Source organism: Geminicoccus flavidas (genome assembly GCF_009806515.1).
GTDB lineage: Bacteria > Pseudomonadota > Alphaproteobacteria > Geminicoccales > Geminicoccaceae > Geminicoccus > Geminicoccus flavidus.
Map to the genome: position 1 here is coordinate 1 of NZ_WUJP01000008.1, position 19,371 is coordinate 19,371.

At 70.9% G+C, this 19,371-nt stretch carries 15 protein-coding genes; 2 read left to right on the plus strand and 13 right to left on the minus strand.

Annotated features, from left to right (window positions below; all coding sequences use genetic code 11):
* Positions 1 to 590 (minus strand): ABC transporter substrate-binding protein (locus tag EQG76_RS00165; RefSeq protein ID WP_235031129.1); only part of this gene is annotated, 590 nt, incomplete at its 3' end.
* On the minus strand, positions 587 to 1,597 hold the full coding sequence (locus EQG76_RS00170) for a P1 family peptidase (protein WP_159709503.1): 1,011 nt from the start codon (positions 1,595 to 1,597) through the stop codon (positions 587 to 589). The genes EQG76_RS00170 and EQG76_RS00165, both read right to left, overlap by 4 nt.
* A 156-nt stretch (positions 1,598 to 1,753) precedes the next feature.
* Here EQG76_RS00170 and EQG76_RS00175 point away from each other — a divergent pair, with 156 nt between their 5' ends.
* Positions 1,754 to 3,421 (plus strand): thiamine pyrophosphate-dependent enzyme, encoded by a 1,668-nt coding sequence (locus EQG76_RS00175; protein ID WP_159709505.1) that lies wholly within the window; start codon positions 1,754 to 1,756, stop codon positions 3,419 to 3,421.
* Between the two features lie 12 nt (positions 3,422 to 3,433).
* Here EQG76_RS00175 and EQG76_RS00180 read toward each other — a convergent pair whose 3' ends face one another.
* The 11 genes from EQG76_RS00180 to EQG76_RS00230 form a co-directional block, all read right to left on the minus strand.
* A complete protein-coding gene (locus EQG76_RS00180) occupies positions 3,434 to 3,751 on the minus strand; it encodes a hypothetical protein (protein ID WP_159709507.1) in 318 nt (105 codons plus the stop codon).
* An 81-nt stretch (positions 3,752 to 3,832) separates the two neighbouring features.
* On the minus strand, positions 3,833 to 5,182 hold the full coding sequence (locus EQG76_RS00185; RefSeq protein ID WP_159709508.1) for a glutamine synthetase family protein: 1,350 nt from the start codon (positions 5,180 to 5,182) through the stop codon (positions 3,833 to 3,835).
* 112 nt (positions 5,183 to 5,294) lie between these two features.
* A complete protein-coding gene (gene trxA / locus EQG76_RS00190; RefSeq protein ID WP_159709510.1) occupies positions 5,295 to 5,615 on the minus strand; it encodes a thioredoxin TrxA in 321 nt (106 codons plus the stop codon).
* Positions 5,616 to 5,709: 94 nt separating this feature from the next.
* Positions 5,710 to 9,150 (minus strand): double-strand break repair helicase AddA, encoded by a 3,441-nt coding sequence (gene addA / locus EQG76_RS00195; RefSeq protein WP_159709512.1) that lies wholly within the window; start codon positions 9,148 to 9,150, stop codon positions 5,710 to 5,712.
* Entirely contained in the window at positions 9,147 to 12,071 is a 2,925-nt protein-coding gene (gene addB, locus EQG76_RS00200; RefSeq protein ID WP_159709514.1) for a double-strand break repair protein AddB, read from the minus strand. Before addB ends, addA begins: the two co-directional genes overlap by 4 nt.
* Positions 12,072 to 12,080: 9 nt before the next feature.
* Entirely contained in the window at positions 12,081 to 13,016 is a 936-nt protein-coding gene (locus EQG76_RS00205; protein WP_159709516.1) for an aminoglycoside phosphotransferase family protein, read from the minus strand.
* Positions 13,013 to 13,495: a tRNA (adenosine(37)-N6)-threonylcarbamoyltransferase complex ATPase subunit type 1 TsaE gene (tsaE, locus tag EQG76_RS00210; protein WP_321573419.1), complete on the minus strand. Its 483-nt coding sequence runs from the start codon at positions 13,493 to 13,495 to the stop codon at positions 13,013 to 13,015. The genes EQG76_RS00205 and tsaE overlap by 4 nt, the downstream gene beginning before the upstream one ends.
* The gene (ahcY, locus tag EQG76_RS00215; protein ID WP_159709518.1) at positions 13,492 to 14,787 is read right to left on the minus strand and encodes an adenosylhomocysteinase; all 1,296 of its coding nucleotides are present in this window, start codon (positions 14,785 to 14,787) and stop codon (positions 13,492 to 13,494) included. The genes tsaE and ahcY overlap by 4 nt, the downstream gene beginning before the upstream one ends.
* Positions 14,788 to 14,940: 153 nt before the next feature.
* On the minus strand, positions 14,941 to 15,816 hold the full coding sequence (locus tag EQG76_RS00220; RefSeq protein WP_159709520.1) for a DMT family transporter: 876 nt from the start codon (positions 15,814 to 15,816) through the stop codon (positions 14,941 to 14,943).
* A gap of 125 nt (positions 15,817 to 15,941) precedes the next feature.
* Positions 15,942 to 16,655 carry a transcriptional regulator NanR gene (locus EQG76_RS00225; protein WP_159709522.1) on the minus strand — a complete coding sequence of 238 codons (714 nt, stop codon included), beginning with the start codon at positions 16,653 to 16,655 and terminating at the stop codon, positions 15,942 to 15,944.
* A gap of 26 nt (positions 16,656 to 16,681) precedes the next feature.
* Complete coding sequence (locus EQG76_RS00230; protein ID WP_159709524.1) at positions 16,682 to 17,989, minus strand: four-carbon acid sugar kinase family protein; 1,308 nt, start codon at positions 17,987 to 17,989, stop codon at positions 16,682 to 16,684.
* A gap of 73 nt (positions 17,990 to 18,062) precedes the next feature.
* Between EQG76_RS00230 and oiaX the strand changes: the two genes are divergently transcribed.
* Positions 18,063 to 19,337, plus strand: a complete 1,275-nt coding sequence (oiaX, locus tag EQG76_RS00235; protein WP_159709526.1) for a 3-oxo-isoapionate-4-phosphate decarboxylase OiaX — start codon at positions 18,063 to 18,065, stop codon at positions 19,335 to 19,337.
* Positions 19,338 to 19,371: the final 34 nt, after the last annotated feature.

A 19,371-nucleotide genomic window follows, 5' to 3' on the forward strand; every position in this document is an offset into this window, starting at 1 on the left:
CGGCGGCTCAGCACCAGCCGGTCGCCCTGGCGCCACTCGGTGAACTCGAACGGCCCGGTGCCAACTGGCCGGGTCCCGTTGGTCTCGGCACTCTCCGGCGCCACGATCACCGCGTCGCCCCAGGCGAGGTTCCAGGGCAGGAGGCCGGACGGCCGCTTCAGCCGGATCACCACGGTGGCCGGGTCCGGTGTCTCGACCGCCGCGATCGGCTCGAACAGGCCCTTCTGGGCGTTCACGCTGTCCTCTGCCAGCGCCCGCTCGATCGAGAACTTCACATCAGCGCTGTCGAACGCCGTGCCGTCATGGAAGGTGACGCCCTGCTTCAGGTGGAAGGTCCAGGACAGCCCGTCCGGCGAGACCTCCCAGGAGGTGGCGAGCTGCGGCTGCACGCTGCCATCCGCGGCGATGCGGGTCAGGCCCTCGAACACATTGGCATAAACGATCTCGTCGATTGCCGCCGCGGCACCGGCGGTGGGATCGAGATGGGGCGGCTCCAGCACCTGCCCGAGCGTCACCGTGTCCTTCGCGACGGCCGCATCCGCCAGTGCTGTCATCAGCAGCGAAGTTGCCAGGAGCCGAGCCAGCCTCATCCGTTCCCCCCATGCGCGCGCTCCCGCCAGGACGGGACCGTGCCGAGCGACCGTGCCGCGAGCACGCCGCGCGCCACGGCACGAGCGGTGCAGTCTGCGGCGAGCGCACCCAGCCGCATCAGCACCTCCGGTGTCACCGCAAGGTCCCGCCGCCCGGTCGCCAGCGCGAAGATCGTATCCCCGTCGAAGGGCGTGTGGATCGGCCGAAGCGAAACGGCAAGCCCGTCCTGCGCCATGATCGCCATCCGCCTGGCCTCGGCCTTGGTCAGCGGCGCATCGGTGGCGACTACGCCGATCGTGGTGTTGGCGCCGAGCGCCGGGCTCTGCTTGGTGCGCAGCTCGAGATCGATCGGCCCGGATGGCGGGCGCTGGCCGCCCATCTCGCCGGCCTGCTCCAGATGCCAGGCGAACAGGGTGCGCCCGTCGGGAAAGCCCGGCTCGCCGATCGCGTTGACCGCGATCAGGGCGGCGACTGTGCAGCCGGTGATCGGGCAGACCGCCGAGGCGCTGCCGAGGCCGCCCGCGACCGAACCGGCACGGGCACCCGCCCCGGCACCCACCGAGCCCAGCTCCAGGGGCGCATCGACCGCGGCCAGCGCGCGCAGCGCCAGGGCTCGATAGGGCGGCGTCTCGCCCCAGGCCTTGTCGCCGCCATTGGTCAGATCGAACAGGATCGCCGCCGGCACGATCGGCACGATGGCGCCGGCGACCCGCAGGCCGACCTCGCGCGCCGCCAGCCGGTTGCGCACCGCACCGGCTGCGTCCAGGCCGAAGGCGGAGCCGCCGGAAAGCACCAGCGCATGGACCTCGGTCACGCTGTTGGCCGGGTCCAGGAGCTCGATCTCGCAGGTGCCGGGCGCACCGCCACGCACGTCCACGCCGCCCATCGCCGGCCGCTCGGGCAGGACGACCGTCACCCCGCTGCGCACTCGGAAGTCCTGGGCATTGCCGACCCGGATGCCGGGGACATCGCAGATCGTGTTGCTCGGTCCCGGAACCGCGCTCACGGTCGCGGCTCCGGCAGGGCGGTGCGTTGCGGCAAGATGCTGGTCCTCCGGGCTCTGCCGGAGGCTTAGCAGGGTCCCGCCCGGCCTGCACGGGGGGCTTGCGTCCGAGCCGTCCGGGCGTCACTGGACCGTCAGGGCAGCAAGGGAGCCGGAGCAATGGCGTCACGCAGCGGCGGGCGGATCCTGATCGACCAGCTGGCGATCCAGGGCGTGCGGACGATCTTCGGCGTGCCGGGCGAGAGCTATCTGGAAGCCCTGGACGCCCTGGTGGACAGCCCGATCCGCTTCGTGACTTGCCGCCAGGAAGGCGGGGCGGCCATGGCGGCTGAGGCCTACGGCAAGCTGACCGGCCAGCCGGGCGTGTGCTTCGTCACCCGGGCCCCTGGCGCCACCAACGCCGCCTCGGGCGTCCATGTCGCCCAGCAGGACAGCACGCCCATGGTACTGCTGGTGGGCCAGATCGAGCGCGCCGCCCGCTATCGCGACGCCTTCCAGGAGGTCGACTACCGCCTGCTGTTCGGCGGAATGGCCAAGCTGGTGCTGGAGATCGACGATGCGGCGCGCCTGCCGGAGCATGTGCACCGCGCCTTTCGCACGGCCATGTCCGGCCGGCCGGGCCCGGTCGTACTGGTGCTGCCCGAGGACATGCTGACCGACCGGGTCGAGGTCGCAGACGGGATCGCCGCCGAGCCGACGATGGCCTGGCCGGACCCGACCGCGATCGACCGCCTGCACGAGCTGCTGGCGAGAGCAGAGCGGCCGATGGTGATCCTGGGTGGTTCCACCTGGGACTCGGCCGGCCGTACCGCCCTGGAGCGCTGGATCGACGCCAACGACCTGCCGGTCGCCTGCGGCTTTCGCCGGCAGTCGCTGTTCGACAATCTCCATCGCTGCTGGGCCGGCATGGTCGGCCTGGGCCCCGACCCGCAGCTCGCCCAGCGGGTGAAGGAAGCCGACCTCCTGATCGCGTTCGGCTCGCGTCTCTCCGAAACCGCGACCGCCGGCTACACGCTCCTGAGCCCGCCGCGGATCGGCAGGACCTTCGTGCAGATCCACTCGGACCCGCACGAGATCGGCCGGGTCTACCAGCCGGACCTGGCGATCGCAGCCGACCTGTCCGCCACCGCCATCGCTTTGGCGGGCCACACCGCGGTGACCAAGCGGCCCTGGGCGGCGGAGGCGGAGACGCTGCACGCCCGCTACCTGGCCTTCTCCGAACGGGTCGATTCGCCCGGTGCTCTGAACATGGCCGAGGTGGTCCGCCAGCTGCAGGAACGGCTGCCGGCCGACGCGGTGGTGTGCAACGGGGCCGGCAACTTCGCGACCTGGGTGCATCGCTTCTGGCGCTACCGCCAGCCCGGCAGTCAGCTCGCCCCGACCTCGGGCTCGATGGGCTACGGCCTGCCGGCGGCACTCGGCGCCGCGGTCGCGGCACCGTCCCGGCCCGTAGTGGCATTCGCGGGCGATGGCGACTTCATGATGACCTGCCAGGAGTTCGCCACCGCCGTGCAGGCGGAAGCGAAGCTCCTGGTGATCGTGGTCGACAACGGCATGTACGGCACGATCCGGATGCACCAGGAGCGCGAGCATCCGGGCCGCGTGTCCGGCACCGCCCTGAAGAACCCCGACTTCGCCGCCATGGCGCGCGCCATGGGCGCCCATGGCGCCACGGTGCGCGCCACCGCCGAGTTCGCCCGGGCCCTGGACGCGGCGCTGGCGGCCGGCGGACCGGCCCTCCTGCACCTCATCCAGGACCCGGAGGCGATCACCCCGGTGCGCTCGCTAACGAAGATCCGCGAGGAGGCGCAGGCGGCGAACAGGTGAGGGCGCAGTCGCTCAGGCTTCGGCGAAGTCGCCGGGCGCGAGCCTGGTGACGCCGAACAGGGTCAGGCTGCCGCCATGGAAGAAGTCGAAGCGGCTGGGGCCACAGGCGTCGATGATCATCGACCCGCGGGTGATGGCGTCCAGGCTGAGCTCCACCACCTCGACCAGTTCGTCAGCATCGTCGGTCCGGCCGTAGAGTTTGTCGTCGCCGTCTTCGCCCAGAGCGTGTCCTTGCCCGTTTCGCCGCGAGACGTGCCCGTGAATGTCGCCGTCAACTTGCCTCCGCGGCCGGATCAATGACCACGGAATAGGAGGAGACAGCGACATCACCGAAGTGTCGGCTGTGCCGGCACTGCAACGCGCCGCGCCCATTATTTATGGAAAACCTGCGCGCTGCCGTGGCGCGAAGGTCTACACCATCGACAGGTACCACTCGTACTCGGTCGGTGTGATGCGCATGATGAAGCGCTCGCGCTCGACGTCGCGGCAGGTGGCATAGACCCGGCAGAACTCGGCGCCGAAATAGTCGTGGAGCGGCGAGGGCTGCTCGAACGCCTCGACCGCGTCCTCCCAGGTGACCGGGATTGCCACCGGGACCTGCTCGTAGGCGTTGCCCGTGATCGGCTGGCCCGGATCGCCGCCCTTCAGGAGCCCGTCCAGCATGCCGGACAGGACTGCGGCCAGGACCAGATAGGGATTGGCGTCGGCGCCGGCGACCCGGTGCTCGATGCGCCGGGCCCTGGGCGAGCCTGCCGGGATGCGGAAGGCGACCGTCCGGTTGTTCCAGCCCCAGGTGGGCGCGGTGGGCGCGTAGGATAGCAGGCGGAAGCGCCGATAGCTGTTGGCGTTGGGTGCGAGCGCCAGCATGGACGGGCTCAGCAGCCGCTGCATCCCGGCCACACAGCGCTTGAGCGTCCCCTCGCCGTCCGCGGTCTCGCTGAAGACGTTGCGGCCGTCCCGGTCGAGCAGGCTGACATGGACGTGGAAGCCGGAGCCGGCGGTCTCGGGGAAGGGCTTGGCCATGAAGGTGGCGCGATGGCCGGTATCCAGGGCGGCGGCCTTGATCAGCCGCTTGAACATGATGCCCTGGTCGGCGACCTCGACCATGTCGGTGCCGTGGCCGAGATTCACCTCGAACTGGCCGGGCGCGTATTCTGAGACCACGCCCTTGTAGGGCAGCGCCTGCAGGTCGCACCACTGCTCGACCCGCTCGAAGAACGGGCCAAAATCGTCGAGCGTCTCATGGGTCCAGACCTCACCCTCGCGGGCATGGCGGCCAAAGCGCTCCAGATGAGGCAGGATCGGGAAGCCGTGGCGATCGGGCGACTTCTCGACCAGGTAGAACTCGAACTCCAGGGCGGCACACGGAGTGAGGCCCAGCTCGGCGAAGCGCGCCGCCACCTTGGCCAGTACGGTCCGCGGGCTGTAGGGGAACGGGCCGCCATCGTGGTCGCGCAGCTCGCCCAGCACCTGGCAGGAGGCTGGCCGCCATGGCACCGGGGCCAGGGTGCGCGGCTCCAGGTAGAGCGGCCGGTCGGCATCGCCCTCCTCCCAGACGAGGCCCGAGCGGTCGACGTTCGTGCCGGTCGTGTCCAGGCTGTAGAGCGAGCTGGTGAAGATCGAGCCGCCGGAAAGGGCGGAAATCACGTCGACCTTCGGGATCCGCTTGCCGCGCGGGATCCCCACCAGGTCCGGCAGCAGCAGGTCGGCATGCTCGACCAGCGGATGTTCGTCGAAGAAGGCCTGAACGAGCGGGTGCATGATGGAACGGCCGGCGTCGGTTGCCCGGCGCCGGCCGTGTCTTCGAATAGCGAAGATCCGGCGGACGCGCGTCCTTCCACCTAGTCGGGAAAAGGTGCGCTCGCCAAGCCGGTTAGATGCTGTCCTGCACCCACTCGACCAGCTTCGACTTCGGCATAGCGCCGACCTTGGTCGAGGCCAGCTCGCCATTCTTGAAGATCATCAGGGTCGGGATGCCGCGCACGCCATACTTGGTGGGGGTGAGCGGGTTCTCGTCGATGTTGACCTTCACGACCTGGATCTTGTCGCCCAGCTCGTTCTGCAGGTCCTCCAGGTGCGGGGCGATCATGCGGCAGGGCCCGCACCACTCCGCCCAGAAATCGACCAGGACCGGCTTTTGCGCCTTCAACACATCCGTGTCGAAGGCGACGTCGGTCGTCTTTGCTACACCCATGATCGACTGCCTTCGCGATCACGACCCGACGGGGGCCGTGTCCTTGTGCCTGAAGTAGGTATCGAGCAGGCACCGCGTCAAGTTCGGCCGACCCTCATGAGCGGCCTGCGCCCGTGCCGACCGGAACGTGCCGGCGCAGCAGCTCGGCCGGCAACGGCATCACGGTGAGCGTGTCGGTCCAGACCAGGGCCGCCCGGACCGGCCGGTCCGGGAAGCGCTGCTCCAGCAGTGCCGCGTAGGCTGCCAGCTGGCGCAGATAGGCCACGGGTGCCACGTCCGCGCTGGCCGGGGCGGCACGCGCGGTCTTGAAGTCGACCAGATGGATTGCATCCGGACCGATCGCGATCCGGTCGATCTGGCCGCTCACCGGTATGCCGCTGAGCGTGCCGGTGATCGCCTGCTCGGCGCGCGATCCCGGCGCGAACAAGGGACGCAGCTGGGGATGACCCAGCACCGCCAGCACCTGGGCCGTCAGGCGCTGGCGCAGCTCCGGTGCCAGCTCGCTGGCAAAGCGGCCGGCATAGCGTTCGGCCGCGGCCGGGCGGTCCGACGCGGGCAGTTCCGGCAAGAACTGGAGCAGGCGATGGGCATGGAGGCCGAAGGCGCGTGCCTCCGGTCCGGCCCCCGTGGCCGGCGGATCGTCGCCGCCCGCGCGCGAGGGGGCGAGGCTGCGTACCGCGGCCGGCTCCTCGGGCGGGGCCGCACGCAGCCAGGCGGGCTCGGCCGCCTCCGCGCGGGCCGGTGCGCTGGCCACAGGCCCGCCCGGTGCCGCCATGTCCCCGCCGAGGCGGCGCAGCAGCACTTCGCCGCCGAGGAGGGCGCTCGCGGCATCAACCCGGCGCTCGCAGCCGCCTGCAGCCTCCAGCGCGCTGCAGACGCGCACATGCCAGCAAGGCTCGGCCTTGTCCGAGGGCTCGCCCCAGCCGGCCAGGTAGAGCCGGTCGCGTGCCCGGGTGAGCGCTACATAGAGCAGCCGGCGCGCCTCTTCGGCCTCGCGGCGGTCCTGGTCCTGGACCAGCTTCTCGACCAGAGGCGGGCGGCTGCCCTTGCTGCCGCGCAGGAACACCAGGCCGCTGGACGCGTCCCGGATCAGGCTGCCCTGCCGCCCGCACTGGCCCGGCCCAGCATCGGCCAGGATCACGACCGGCGCTTCCAGGCCCTTGGAGCCGTGCACGGTGAGCACCCGCACCTCGTCGCGGGCACTCTCCGGGTCGCGCTTGAGCTGGGCATCCGAGGCGGACAGCCAGTGGAGGAAGCCGGACAGGGAGGCCGGATGGCCGCGCTCGTACTCCAGGCACTGGCCGAGAAAGGCCTCCAGCGGCTCGACCACCTCGCGGCCCATCCGCTCGACGAAGCGCTGGCGGGCCCCGCCCGTGCCCAGGACATGGCAGAACAGCTCGTAGGGCGGCATGAAGTCCGCGCGGCGGATCCACTCGCTCAACCGCTCATAGGCCTGGGCCAGTTGGGGCGAGGTCTCGGCGAACGCGCGCAGCCGCTCCATCAGGCTGGTCTGGCCGCGGTCATGAGCCAGCAGGAACAGCTCGTCCTCGCCCAGCTCGAGCAGCGGGCTCTTGAGCACGCAGGCCAGCGACAGGTCGTCCTCCGGCAGCACCAGCACGGCACCCAGGGCCAGGAGGTCGCGCACCGCCAGATGCTCGACCAGGGTGAAGCGATCCGCACCCGCCACCGGGATGCCGCGCCGCTTCAGCGCACGGATCACCAGGTCCTGGATGCGGCCGCGCTTGCGCACCAGCACGAGGAAGTCCTGGGCGCGCAGCTGCTGGCCCGACGAGTCCAGGGGCTCGCGCCGGGTGATCGCGTCCTCGATAAAGTTGGCGATCGCGGCTGCGACCTTCTGCTGCCCGGTCTCGACCAAGTCCGGCCGCCGGTCCGGCTGCCAGGGGTCGTAGCTCGTCTTGTCGTCACCAGGCACCAGGGGCCAGATCCCGACCAAGCCGGGCGCGCCCCGGCGTGCGGTGGCGTGGCGGAGCACCGCACCGTCTGCCAGCACGCCCGGCCGGGCGTCCTCGGTGGCGAACACCTGGTCGACCAGCTCCAACACCGCCTCGGTCGAGCGGAAGGACGTGTCCAGCACCACGGTCCGAATCGGCCGGCCAGCACCCGCGGCCTTGGCCTCGAGCCCGGCGCGCACTTCCTGGAGCGATGCGAGGTCGGCACCCTGGAAGCCGTAGATCGACTGCTTCTCGTCGCCCACCACGAACAGGGTGCGGTGCCGGTTGCCGGCCCCCTCGCCGGTGTAGAAGTCTTCGACCAGCCGCTCGATGATCGCCCACTGCGCCGGGCTGGTGTCCTGCGCCTCGTCGACCAGGACATGATCGATCCGGGCGTCCAGCTTGTAGAGCACCCAGTCGCGCACCGACGGGTCGGCGAGCAGCCGGCCGGCCAGTGCGATCAGGTCGTCATAGTCGAGCTCACCCTCGAATGCTTTCTGCTGCTCGGCGTGGGCGATCGCGAAGAAGCCGGCGGCGAGCAGCGCCCCGGTCACCTCCGCACACTCGGCGGCAACCAGCCGCTCCATCGCACCCAGCACGCGGGCCTGTTCGGCAGCACAGGTCTCGGCCAGCGCCGCGTCGGCCTTCTTCATCGCGGCCGTGACGATGTCCTTGATCGGCTCGCCCTTGTCGGTGGTCCAGGCCCTGGCATAGGCGGGCCAGCCGGCCGCGCGGGCGCCGGCATCGGCCGCTTCCAGCCAGGCCTGCAGCCGCGCGGCCCGTGCCTGATAGTTCTTGCTGCCCCCGGCCAGTGCCGCCTGGATGTTGCGCAGCGCTGCAGGATCGAATGCGCCGTCCGCGCAGACCTCGGCCAGCAGTTCCTGGCAGCTCTGTCTGGCCCCCAGGCTTTCGGCCACGGACTGGGCCAGCCGCTCGACGCCCTCCGCACCGGCCGGCCCGTCCAGGAGCTGGCGGCGCATGCCGATGACCTCGGAGATCAGGTCGTCCACGGTCTGGTCGGCAAAGCGCTCGGCCAACACGCTCATGGCCTTGGCCATTGGCGTGCCCGGCTGCGCCGCCGCCTCGAACAGCGCCGCCTTGGCCGCGGCCAGGCGCTCGGCGGCGGTACGCTCGTCGAGCACCGAGAAATGCGGTGACACGCCGGCCTCCAGCGGGAAGCGCCGGAGCAGGGAGGAGGCCAGGCTGTGGATGGTGAAGATCGACAGGCCGGCCGGCAGGTCCAGGACCTTGTCGAACAGGCCGCGCGCTGCCGTCACCTCCTCCGACGTGGGGTCGCGGCCGAGCACGCCCGCAAGGTCGGCCAGGAGGTCGGCCTCGGCCGCGGCCGACCAGGCGGCCAGCCGTCCCTCGATCCGCTCGATCATCTCGGCGGCGGCCGCCTTGGTGAAGGTCAGGCCCAGGATCGAGTCCGGCGGGCTGCCGGCCAGGAGCAGGCGCAGCACCCGGTCGGCGAGCACGCGGGTCTTGCCGGTGCCGGCATTGGCGGTCACCCAGACGGACACGGTGGGGTCCGCGGCGGCCCGCTGCTCGGGCGTGGGCGGGGGCGGTAGCTTCCAGCTCAAGTGCCAGGCCCACTCGCGTCCAGCCGCTCCGGCTCGGCAGTCCATTCCGCCACCCGGGACAGGTGGTCATAGGCGTCCTGCCGGCGCGCGATTTCGGCCTTCGCCACCGCTATGTACGGGTTGCCCGGCTCGTCATACCAGGCGAGCAGGCGCAGCACGGCTTCCTCCAACCGGTCCAGATGCAGGTCCAATTCGTCCGCGAGCGAAGTCGCGAATCCCCCCCGCCCGGCCAGGCTCCACAAGGCCAGCTCGGCCAGCGCACAGCGCTGGAGATGGCCGAACCGGCCGTTGCGGGCGATCAGCCCCTCGATCAGGATCTGCGGCCGGCGCAGGCCTGCGACCTCGCTGGCCCTCGGGATTGCGCCGGTCTTGTAGTCGATGATCGCGACCCGTCCGTCCGGCAGGCATTCCAGCCGGTCGGCCTTGGCCTTGAGCTCGACCCGCCGCCCGGGAAGCTGGACCTGCCAGCTCCCGGTCCGCTCGGCTAGGATCTGGATGCCCTGGCAGCGCCGCGCCGCTTCCTCGGCCAGCACCTGCTCAGCCGCCCGGAGGAAGCGCGGCCACCACAGGGCCCGGACCTGCGGATAGTGAGTGAACCGGGCGAATGCCGCCTCACCCATCTTCTGCAGCACCGCAAATGGCTCGCCCGGCAGCGCTTCCGGATGGGCGCGCACGAAGCTCTCCATCGCCTGGTGCACGGCCACGCCGCGCTCCGCGGCACCGGCCTGGGCGTCCACCGGCTCCAGCTCGCGCAGGTTCAGGATCTTGCGGACATAGAAGAGATAGGGGTCGTCCAGCAGGGTCTCGACCTCGGTGGCCCAGATCTCGGCGGGCCTGGCCTGGCGGCCGGGCCTGGGCCTGGGCCGCTCGATCCGCCGGGTCGCCGGACGGCTGGCGTCTAGCCGCTCCACCAGGGCCGCGCGCGCCTGGTCGGCCTGGACCCGTCCCAGCAGGCCCGGGCCACGCAGGGCGGCTTCCAGGCGCACCAGGAAGCGCGATGGCGTGGTTGGGCTGCCGCCCGGGTCGCGCCGAGAGCGCACCAGGATCAGCTCGTCGGCGGCGAACTGGCCCAGCAGGTCATGACCGGCCATACCGATGCGGGCGTCCACCGGCGGCAGACCCAGCGTCTGGCGCATCGCCCGGTTCAGCCACGGCCCGGGATCGCTGTCCTCGGGCCAAGCTCCCTCGTCCAGCCCGGCCACCACCACCCGGTCGGCATTCAGCAGACGTGCCTCGAACCGGCCGCGGATCGCGATGCGCGGGTGGCGCGGCCGGCGCGGGCGGACCGGGATCTCGGCCATCAGCACGGCCAGAAGGGCCGGCCAGGCCGAGGGCGGCATCGGCGCCTCGTCGGCCAGCGCCAGCTCCAGCCGCGGCAGGAAGGCCGCGATCTCCGCCCCGGCCTCGCGGGCGAAGAACTCGGCGTCGCTGCCGTCCTCGTCGGTGGTGAGCCAGCGGATCAGGGCGACGTGGCGGCGCAGGATCTCGGCGGGCAGGGCCGGCTCGCCGCTGCCGAGCAGCTCGGCCAACGGTGCGGCCGCCCTGGCCAGCTCGGCGAACCACTCCGCCAGTCGTTCCTGCGCCACCGGTGCCCCCCAGCGGGTGCTGGGCTCGCGCAGCATCGCCAGCACGCCGTCCAGCCCGCCGGCCGGACGGGGACCGCGCAGCACGCCGCGCTCGAGCGCCCGCACTAGCCGGCGAAAATTGCCCTGGTCCTGGCCGCCCCGGCTCAGCGGGTGCTTGAGCAAGGCCAGGAGGGCGGCCGGCGGGAAATGCGCCACCGCGGCATGGGCGGCCAGCAGCAGGAGGCTGCCGGGCGGGGTCTGATCGAGCGGCGTGCCAGCACTGTCGTCGACCACGATACCGTAGCGGCCAAGCTCGATCGCGACCCGGCGCGCGAAGTTGCGGTCGGTCGTCACCAGCGCCGCGGTGCGCTCGGGCTGCTCCATGGCCTCGCGCAGATGCAGGGCGACCGACACGGAGGCGGCCGCCGGCTCCCGCCAGGTCTCGATCGTGAGTCCGTCCACCACCTCCTCCGGCAGATCGGCGCCCGCGGCGGGCACGACCTCGCCGATCCGCCGGGCCAGCCGCTCGCGCGGCCGCGCCGCTGCGGCACCCGGCCAGGGACGCACCTCGCGCGGCTCGGCGCCGATCCGCTCCAGCAGGATGGTCAGCGGGGCCAGCGGATGAGTGGGACTGGTCGCCTCGGTACTGGCAGGATCCAGGCCCTGGAGGACCAGATGTCCATCGGGAAGACTCGCCACTACCGCCATCAGGCGGGCGACGGCCGGGATGCTGCCGGTGACACCGGCGACGATCACCGGGTGGCTGGGTGGCCGGGTGAGCCAGCTCGCCGCGCGTGCCTCCAGAAGCAGGCGGCGCCGCTCGGCCGGATCGACCCGGCCTTCCTCGGCCAGCACGGCTGGCCAGGCCCGATCCAGGATCTTCAGGAAGGTCAGGGTGCGCTGCCAGTGCTCGGCCAGCTCTTCGGGCACCAGCTGGTCCAGTCGGGCAGTGTCGACCTCCTCGGTCTGCAGCTCATCCAGGAAGCGGGCGAGGTCGCCGGCCAGGCGCAGGGAGCGGTCCATGTTCGGCGTCTGGCCCGACACCTCCTCTATCCTGCGCACCAGCCGGGCCAGCAGCAGGCGGCGGCGGATCGTGCAGATCGCGGGCGGCAGGTCCAGGGCACTCGCCGGGTCGAGCAGGAGCGCATCCTCCTCGATCTCGCCGATCGGCTGGATGCGCGGGCAGAGCCTAGTTGAGCCGTCGTCTGGCCGCAGCTCCTCGCGCAGTGCCAGCACCGCGCGCCGCGAGGGCAGGAGGATCAGCGCCTCCTCCAGCCGGTCGCCGAACATCTGATCCAGGCCCCGGACCAGGGACGGCAGGAAGGGCGTGGTGAAGGGGATCGTCCACAGGCTCATCGTGAGCCTTCAGCTACCGAAACCGTGCTGCGTGTGCCAGTCCCGGATGGGACCTAGCGCCGGATGGTCCAGCGCCTGCTGCAACTGAGTGCGCACCCGTGGCAGCAGCGCCTGGTAGGCGGTCTTGCCGTCGCGCACCGCCAGGCGCCGGAACAGGCCGAGGATCTTGGTGGTGCGCTGCGCTGCCATGATCGCGCAGGCCGCGGTGAAACGCTCGGCATCCAGGTCCGGTCGGAGGTCGAGATAGCGTCCGGCGGCGGCCGCCACCGTGCCCTCCGCGACATCGCGCCGGGCATCGACCAGGAGCGAGACCAGGTCGTAGGTGGGCGGGCCAATCCTGGCACCCTGGAAGTCGATCAGGGCGAAACGTTCGCCCACGGCCAGGAGATTCAGGGCGTGGAAGTCGCGATGGACCACCACATCCCTGCCGACCCGTGCCGCCGGCAGCACGCCCTGCCAGCGCTGGAGCAGATCCTCGCGCACCGGTGCGGGCAGGCCGGTGGCGGCCCATTCGGCGAAGATGCCGATCTCGAACAGGAAGAACGCGTCGTCATAGGCCGGCAGGAAGTCCGGAACCGGTGCTCCCTGGAGGCGCACGAGCTCGGCCACTGCCCGATTATAGAGACTGGCCTCTATCTCTGGCCGGTCCGTGCACAGTCGGGCGAGCAGGCCATCGCCGAAATCCTCGACCAGGAGGAAGCCCGCTTCGGCATCCGCCTGATGGATCTTCGGCGCCAGCAGGCCCTGGCTACGCAGCCAGTCCGCCATCCGCACGAACAGCGCGGTATCCTCGGGCGGCGGGGCGTCGACCAGCAGGGCGGGCGAGGGGCCGCCCTCCAGCCGCTCGTAGCGGCGCAAGGAGGCGTCGCCGGCAAGTGGCAGGCGCGCGGCTCCCGCCCAGGGCGAGTCGGCCAGGAAGGCGGCGAGCGCGGCGTCGCGGGTCATGCAGCGAGCTCCGCCAGCCGTCCCGCCCAACCAGGGCCCGCCGTGATCGTCAGCCGCCTGGCGTCCGGCCGCTCCGTCTCGGCGAGGGCCAGCAGCAGCGGGTCGCCCGGCAGGCGGTCGCCGCCATGCTCCGGCCATTCGACGAGCAGCGCGCCATCGCGTAGCACCTCGTCCAGACCCAGCGTCGCGACTTCGTCCGGATCGCCCAGCCGGTAGAGGTCGGCATGGCCGACCAGCAGGCCTGGCAGGTCGTAGAGCTGAAGCAGGGTGAAGGTGGGCGAGGGCACCTCGATCTCGGCACCGGCCAGCGCCCGGATGGCGGCACGCGCCAGCTCGGACTTGCCGGCGCCGAGATCGCCGGACAGGCCGACCAGGTCGCCCTTGCGCAGCAGCCGGGCGAGCCTGGCCGCGAACGCATGCGTCGCAGCCAGGTTAGCCAGCTCCAGCTCCCGGGTCGCGGCCAGGCGGCCCTCGCTCAGTACCGGTAGTGCTCGGGCTTGAACGGGCCCTGCGGGGTCACGCCGATATAGGCGGCCTGCTGCTCGTTCAGCTCGGTGAGCTTCACGCCCAGCTTCTCCAGATGCAGGCGCGCGACCTTCTCATCCAGGTGCTTGGGCAGGGTGTAGACCTTCTTCTCGTACTTCTCGGCGTTCTGCCAGAGCTCGATCTGGGCCAGCACCTGGTTGGTGAAGGAAGCCGACATCACGAAGGCCGGGTGGCCCTTGGCGCAGCCGAGATTGACCAGCCGGCCCTTGGCCAGGATCACGATCCGCTTGCCGTCGGGGAACTCGACCTCGTCGACCTGCGGCTTGACCTCTTCCCACTTGTAGTTCTGCAGGGCTGCGATCTGGATCTCAGAGTCGAAATGGCCGATGTTGCAGACCACCGCCGAGTCCTTCATCGCCCGCATGTGGTCGATGGTGATCACGTCGATGTTGCCGGTGGCGGTGACGAAGATGTCGCCGATGGGCGCCGCCTCGTCCATGGTCAGGACCTGGTAGCCCTGCATCGCCGCCTGCAGCGCGCAGATCGGGTCGACCTCGGTCACGATCACCCGCGCACCCTGCGAGCGCAGGCTTTCCGCCGAGCCCTTGCCGACATCGCCGAAGCCGGCGACGACCGCGACCTTACCGGCCATCATCAGGCCGGTGGCGCGCTTGATGCCGTCCACCAGCGACTCGCGGCAGCCATAGAGGTTGTCGAACTTCGACTTGGTGACGCTGTCGTTCACGTTGATGGCCGGGACCATCAGCTTGCCGGCCTTGGCCATGTCGTAGAGCCGGTGCACGCCGGTGGTGGTCTCTTCCGAGATGCCGCGGACGTTCTTCATCAGCTCGGGATAGTCGTTGTGCATGACCAGCGTCAGGTCGCCGCCGTCATCCAGGATCATGTTCGGCGTCCAGCCGTCCGGACCCTTGATCGTCTGGCGCAGGCACCAGTCGTATTCTTCCTCGGTCTCACCCTTCCAGGCGAACACCGGGATGCCCTGCTTGGCGATCGCCGCGGCGGCCTGGTCCTGGGTCGAGAAGATGTTGCAGGACGACCAGCGGATCGTGGCGCCAAGATGGGCCAGGGTGCGGATCAGCACCGCGGTCTCGATGGTCATGTGCAGCGAGCCGGCGATCCGGGCACCCTTCAGGGGCTGGCTGTCGCCATACTCGGCGCGCAGCGCCATCAGGCCCGGCATCTCCTTCTCAGCCAGCAGGATCTCGCGCAGGCCCCAGTCGGCCAGGCCGATGTCGGCGACCTTGTAGTCAGTGAACTCTGCCATGGTGCTCTTCAAAGATTCGGGTCAGGTGGCGGCGCGGGATACCGCTCGTCACGCCGGGCCGTTGCCGGGGACAGGAGGAAGGAAGCCGCCCGCGCGGTCCGACGGATATAAAGCATAATGCATATGTTCGGCAAGCCAGCCGAGTGACCGCTGCTACCGCCGGTCGGGCCGGGTGGCCAGCGCCAGGGCGGCCGCCACCGCGGCCACGCCCAGCAGCAGCGACCAGCCGATCGGCTCGCCCAGCGCGACCGCGCCCGCCACTCCGGCCGCCACGGCATTGGTGGTGATCGCCATGGCCACGCGGGTAGGGGTGGTGCGCGCAATCGCCTCGGCCCAGAGCCAGTAGGCGAGCGCACCACCCACTAGGCCCACGTACAGCGCCACCAGCGCCTGGGTCCCGGTATAATCCGCCAGCCCCGCCAAGCCGCCGTTGAGCCAGGCGATCAGGAACAGGATCGGCATCGACACCGCCATGCCCAGCGAGGTGAAGCGCAAGGGGCCGGAGCGGACGATGAAGCGGCGCGACCAGATGTTGTAGCAGGCCAGGAACAGGGTGCCGCCCAGCATCATCAGGTCGCCCAGCCACGAGTCGGGCGGTGCCTGGGCGAGCCCGCCCCACAAGGCGATCGCGACCCCGCCGAGGGCGATCAGCGCCGCTGCGGCCTTGCGCCACGTGAAGCGCTCGACCCGCAGCATTGCCGCCACCGCCATGGTTAGGAGCGGCAAGGTGGCGAGCGTCAGCGCCGCCCGGCCGGCCGTGGTGAATACCAGGGCCTGGTTCAGGATCACCGGGAACAGGACGAAGAACAGGATGCCCAGCAGCGCCACTACCGGCAGGTCGCGCAGGCTGGGCCAGCGCTCCAGCTTCAGGCAGGCGATCGGGAAGAGCACCAGGACGCCGATGCCGAACCGGATCGCGGCCAGGGTGAACGGGTCGGTCGACGGGGCCAAGTAGCGGATGCCGGTGATCGCGGTGCCGCCGAACACGGCCGAGCCCACGCCCGCCGCGATGCCTAGGAGTTCGGACAAGGAGGTTCCGGGTTCGAATGCGCAGGTGCCAGGGACCTGACCACGCTCGGGCGACGGGGGCAATGCCCGGCCGGCCGCACCGCCCGATCAGGGCAACGGCTTCGGTCCCACTGCGACCGCGACGACTAGCCCGTGCTGGGCCTTGGTCCGTACAGGTCGGCCGAGCGGTCCAGATGGCGGACCATCGCCGCCTCCGCCCCTTCGGCGTCGTGCGCGGCGATCCGGTCGATGATCTCGGCATGCTCGCGCAAGGTCACCTCCTCGTTGCCGGGCCAGATCAGGAGGTCGGTGCGGTGCGCCTGCAGCCAGCTCAGCATCGCCTCGCTGACCGCATCGAAGATCGGGTTGCCGGAGATCCGGGTGATCTGCCGGTGGAACAGCATGTCGGCCCGGATGAAGGCCGGCACGTCGCCGATCTGCTGGCGCTGGGCCGCCAGTGCGTCGCGCAGCTGGGCCAGGTCGTCCGGCGTGGCCAGCTCGGCGGCACTGCGCACCATGCCGCGCTCGAAGAAGCGCCGGGCCTGCTTGAGGTGGTCGAGATTGGTGGGCGAGGCGTTGAGCAGGAACTGGGCGGCCAGGTCCACTTGGCGGACCAGCGAGCGCGCAGTGATCTCGCGCACCTTGGCCCGCTCGCCATGGTTGATCTGAATCAGGCCGAGATTGGCCAGGGCCTGCATGGCCTCGCGGATCGCCGGGCGGCCGACGCCAAAGCGCTCCATCAGCACCCGCTCGGAGGGTAGGGTCTCGCCAGTGCCGATCTCGCCGGAGGTGATCATGCCGGCCAAGCGGTCGAACACCTCGTCGGAGAGCTTGCGTCGGACGATGTGGTCGCTGTTCATGGTCCCGATCGAAGCCTGTCGCCGGCTCAGCCTAGGCCGTCCCGGACTCCAACGAAATAGTCGTCGCCGCCGATCTGGCCGCCCTTGAACGCCAGTTCCGGCCCGTCGCTGCCATCCGGGCGGTGCGAGCGGCACAAGGGCGAGCCCGGCGTGCGCGGCTGCGGCAGGCGCAGGGTGAGCGCCAGCACGCCGAGCTCGCCCAGCGCATGGCTGGACGTGTCGCCGCCCGCCACCACCGCGCGGGCGAGCCCGGCCGTCCGGATCAGCCGGTCCAGGATCCGGCCGAGCCGGCGCCCGAGCTCCGCCCGGCCGGCCTCGTCGACCGCAGCGGCACTCTCCGGCCCGAGCGCGCTGGCCAGGATGACGCTCCTTCCGCCATCCAGCACCTCCAGCGCCGCTGCGACCGCACGCTCGACCCCGCCTTCGGCCAGCAGTTCCTGGGGGCTGCGGGCCAGGAGCCGGAAGCCGTGCGCCTCGGCGTGGCGGATCTGGCGCTCGGTGGTGGGCGAGACGCTCCCCGACACCACGGCCAGCCGCTCGACGGCCCCGGGGGACGCGAATGCCGGGGCAGGCTCGAGCAGCCCGGCCTCCCGCCACGCTGCCAGCAGCGCATATTCCACGCCGGACGAGCCGACTACGAAGCGGGGGCGCTGCCGGGACAGGCGGGCCAGCTGCCGGCCCACCGCAAGCTGGCTCGCCCGGTCGGCGACGTCGAACAGGAGCACGGCGGCACGTTCGGCCAGCGCGTCGACCCGGGCGTCCGCGTCCGGCTGCTCCAGGGTCGGCAGGTCGACCAGGCCCAGCGACCGCTCCGTCTGCGCTGCCAGGTGCCGGCGCAGGTCGGCCTCGGCCATGGGGGTCACCGGATGCCGGCTCATCACCGGGTGGCGGTCGATCCGGTAGACCTCGTCGCGATAGGCGGCGAAGAGCTGGCCCATGAAGGTGTAGCGGCGCAGTTGCGGCACGCCCACCACCACGGGCGTGCAGGCTTGGCCAAACAAGTCGGCACCGAGCTCCAAGGCCCGGCCGATGCTGCCGATCGAGGGCGAGCTGTCGAAGGTCGAGCAGACCTTGTAGTGGCAGACGGCTGCCCCTTGTCGGTGCAGCCAGCGGAACGCCGGCGGCAGGTGCCGGTCCATCCAGGCCGGGCTCTGGCTGCGGCTGGTGCCTGCCAGCCCCACCGCGTCGAATCCTGCGAAGCGGCCCTGCTCGTGCTCGTCCGGCGGGCGGACGAATAGCACGGTCCTGATGCCGGCCGAGCCCAGCGCCTCCAGCGCGTCGGTGGATCCGGTGAGGTCGTCGCCATAGAAGGAAAGGAGGGGTGGGGCGGCCATCGTCCAGCACAGCATCGGCTCTTGACGAGTTCGGTATAGTGATCATACCAGTTCTCGTCAACCGGAGGATGACATGGCGGATGGGCAGGCAGCAGACGGGATCCGAGTCACCTACCGGATCGAGACGGCCGGGTCGGTCGAGGCGCTGGCGAACAAGATCGCGAGCGACCAGTCGACCGGCACCTTCACCGAAGTACCCGGTGAGACGGCGGAGCTGAAGGCCCGCTGCGCCGCCCGGGTGATCGCGATCCGGCGATTGCCGGACGCGGACCGGCCGGGTTTTCCCACGAACGAACCCGGGCCCTACCGCCGTGCCGACGTCGACATCCTGTTCCCCCTGGCGGTGGTCGGCACGGACATCGCGGCGCTCCTGACCATCTGTCTCGGCGGCGTGTTCTCCATCAAGGGCCTCACCGGCATCCGCGTAATCGATCTCGACCTGCCGCCCGAGTTCGTCCAGGCCCATCCCGGCCCGAAATTCGGCATCGAGGGCAGCCGGCGCCTGACCGGCGTGTGGGACTGGCCGCTGATCGGCACCATCATCAAGCCGAACCTGGGGCTCTCGCCTGAGGACAGCGCCGCGATCGCGAAGGAGCTGGTCGAAGCCGGGGTCGACTTCATCAAGGACGACGAGAAGCTGATGAACCCCGGCTACTCGCCGCTGGAGGCGCGGGTGAAGGCGGTGATGCCGGTGATCCTCGATGGCGAGCAGCGCACCGGCCGCAAGGTCATGTACGCGTTCGGCCTGTCCTCGGCCGATTCCGACCAGATGGCCCGCCACCACGACCTGATCGCCAAGGCCGGCGGCAACGCCGCGGTGGTCAACATCGTCTCGATCGGCCCGGCCGGCATGGCCTTCCTGCGCAAGCGGACCGAGCTTGTCCTCCACGCCCACCGCAACGGCTGGGACATCCTGACCCGCCACCCGGCGCTGGGCTTCTCCTTCACCGTCTACCAAAAGATCTGGCGCCTGCTGGGAGTCGACCAGTTCCAGGTCAACGGCATTGGCGCAAAATACTGGGAGCCGGACGAGAGCTTCGTCCAGTCCTTCAAGGACTGCAGCACGCCTATGCTCTCCCCGGCCGACCGCGCCCTGCCGGTGGTCTGCTCCGGCCAGTGGGGCGGCCAAGCGCCCGAGACCTATCGCCGGACCGGCCGTACCGTCGACCTGATGTATCTGGGCGGCGGCGGCATCGTTGGCCACCCCGGTGGCCCCGGTGCCGGCGTGCGCGCCATCCGCCAGGCCTGGGAGGCGGCGGTCCAGGACATCCCGCTGGAGCAGTACGCCAAGACCCACCGCGAACTCGCCCAATCGCTCGAGCGCTTCGGCGGCAGGGCCCCCGGCTGAGGGCTGGCCCGCTCGGGCCCAATGGTCGACGCCT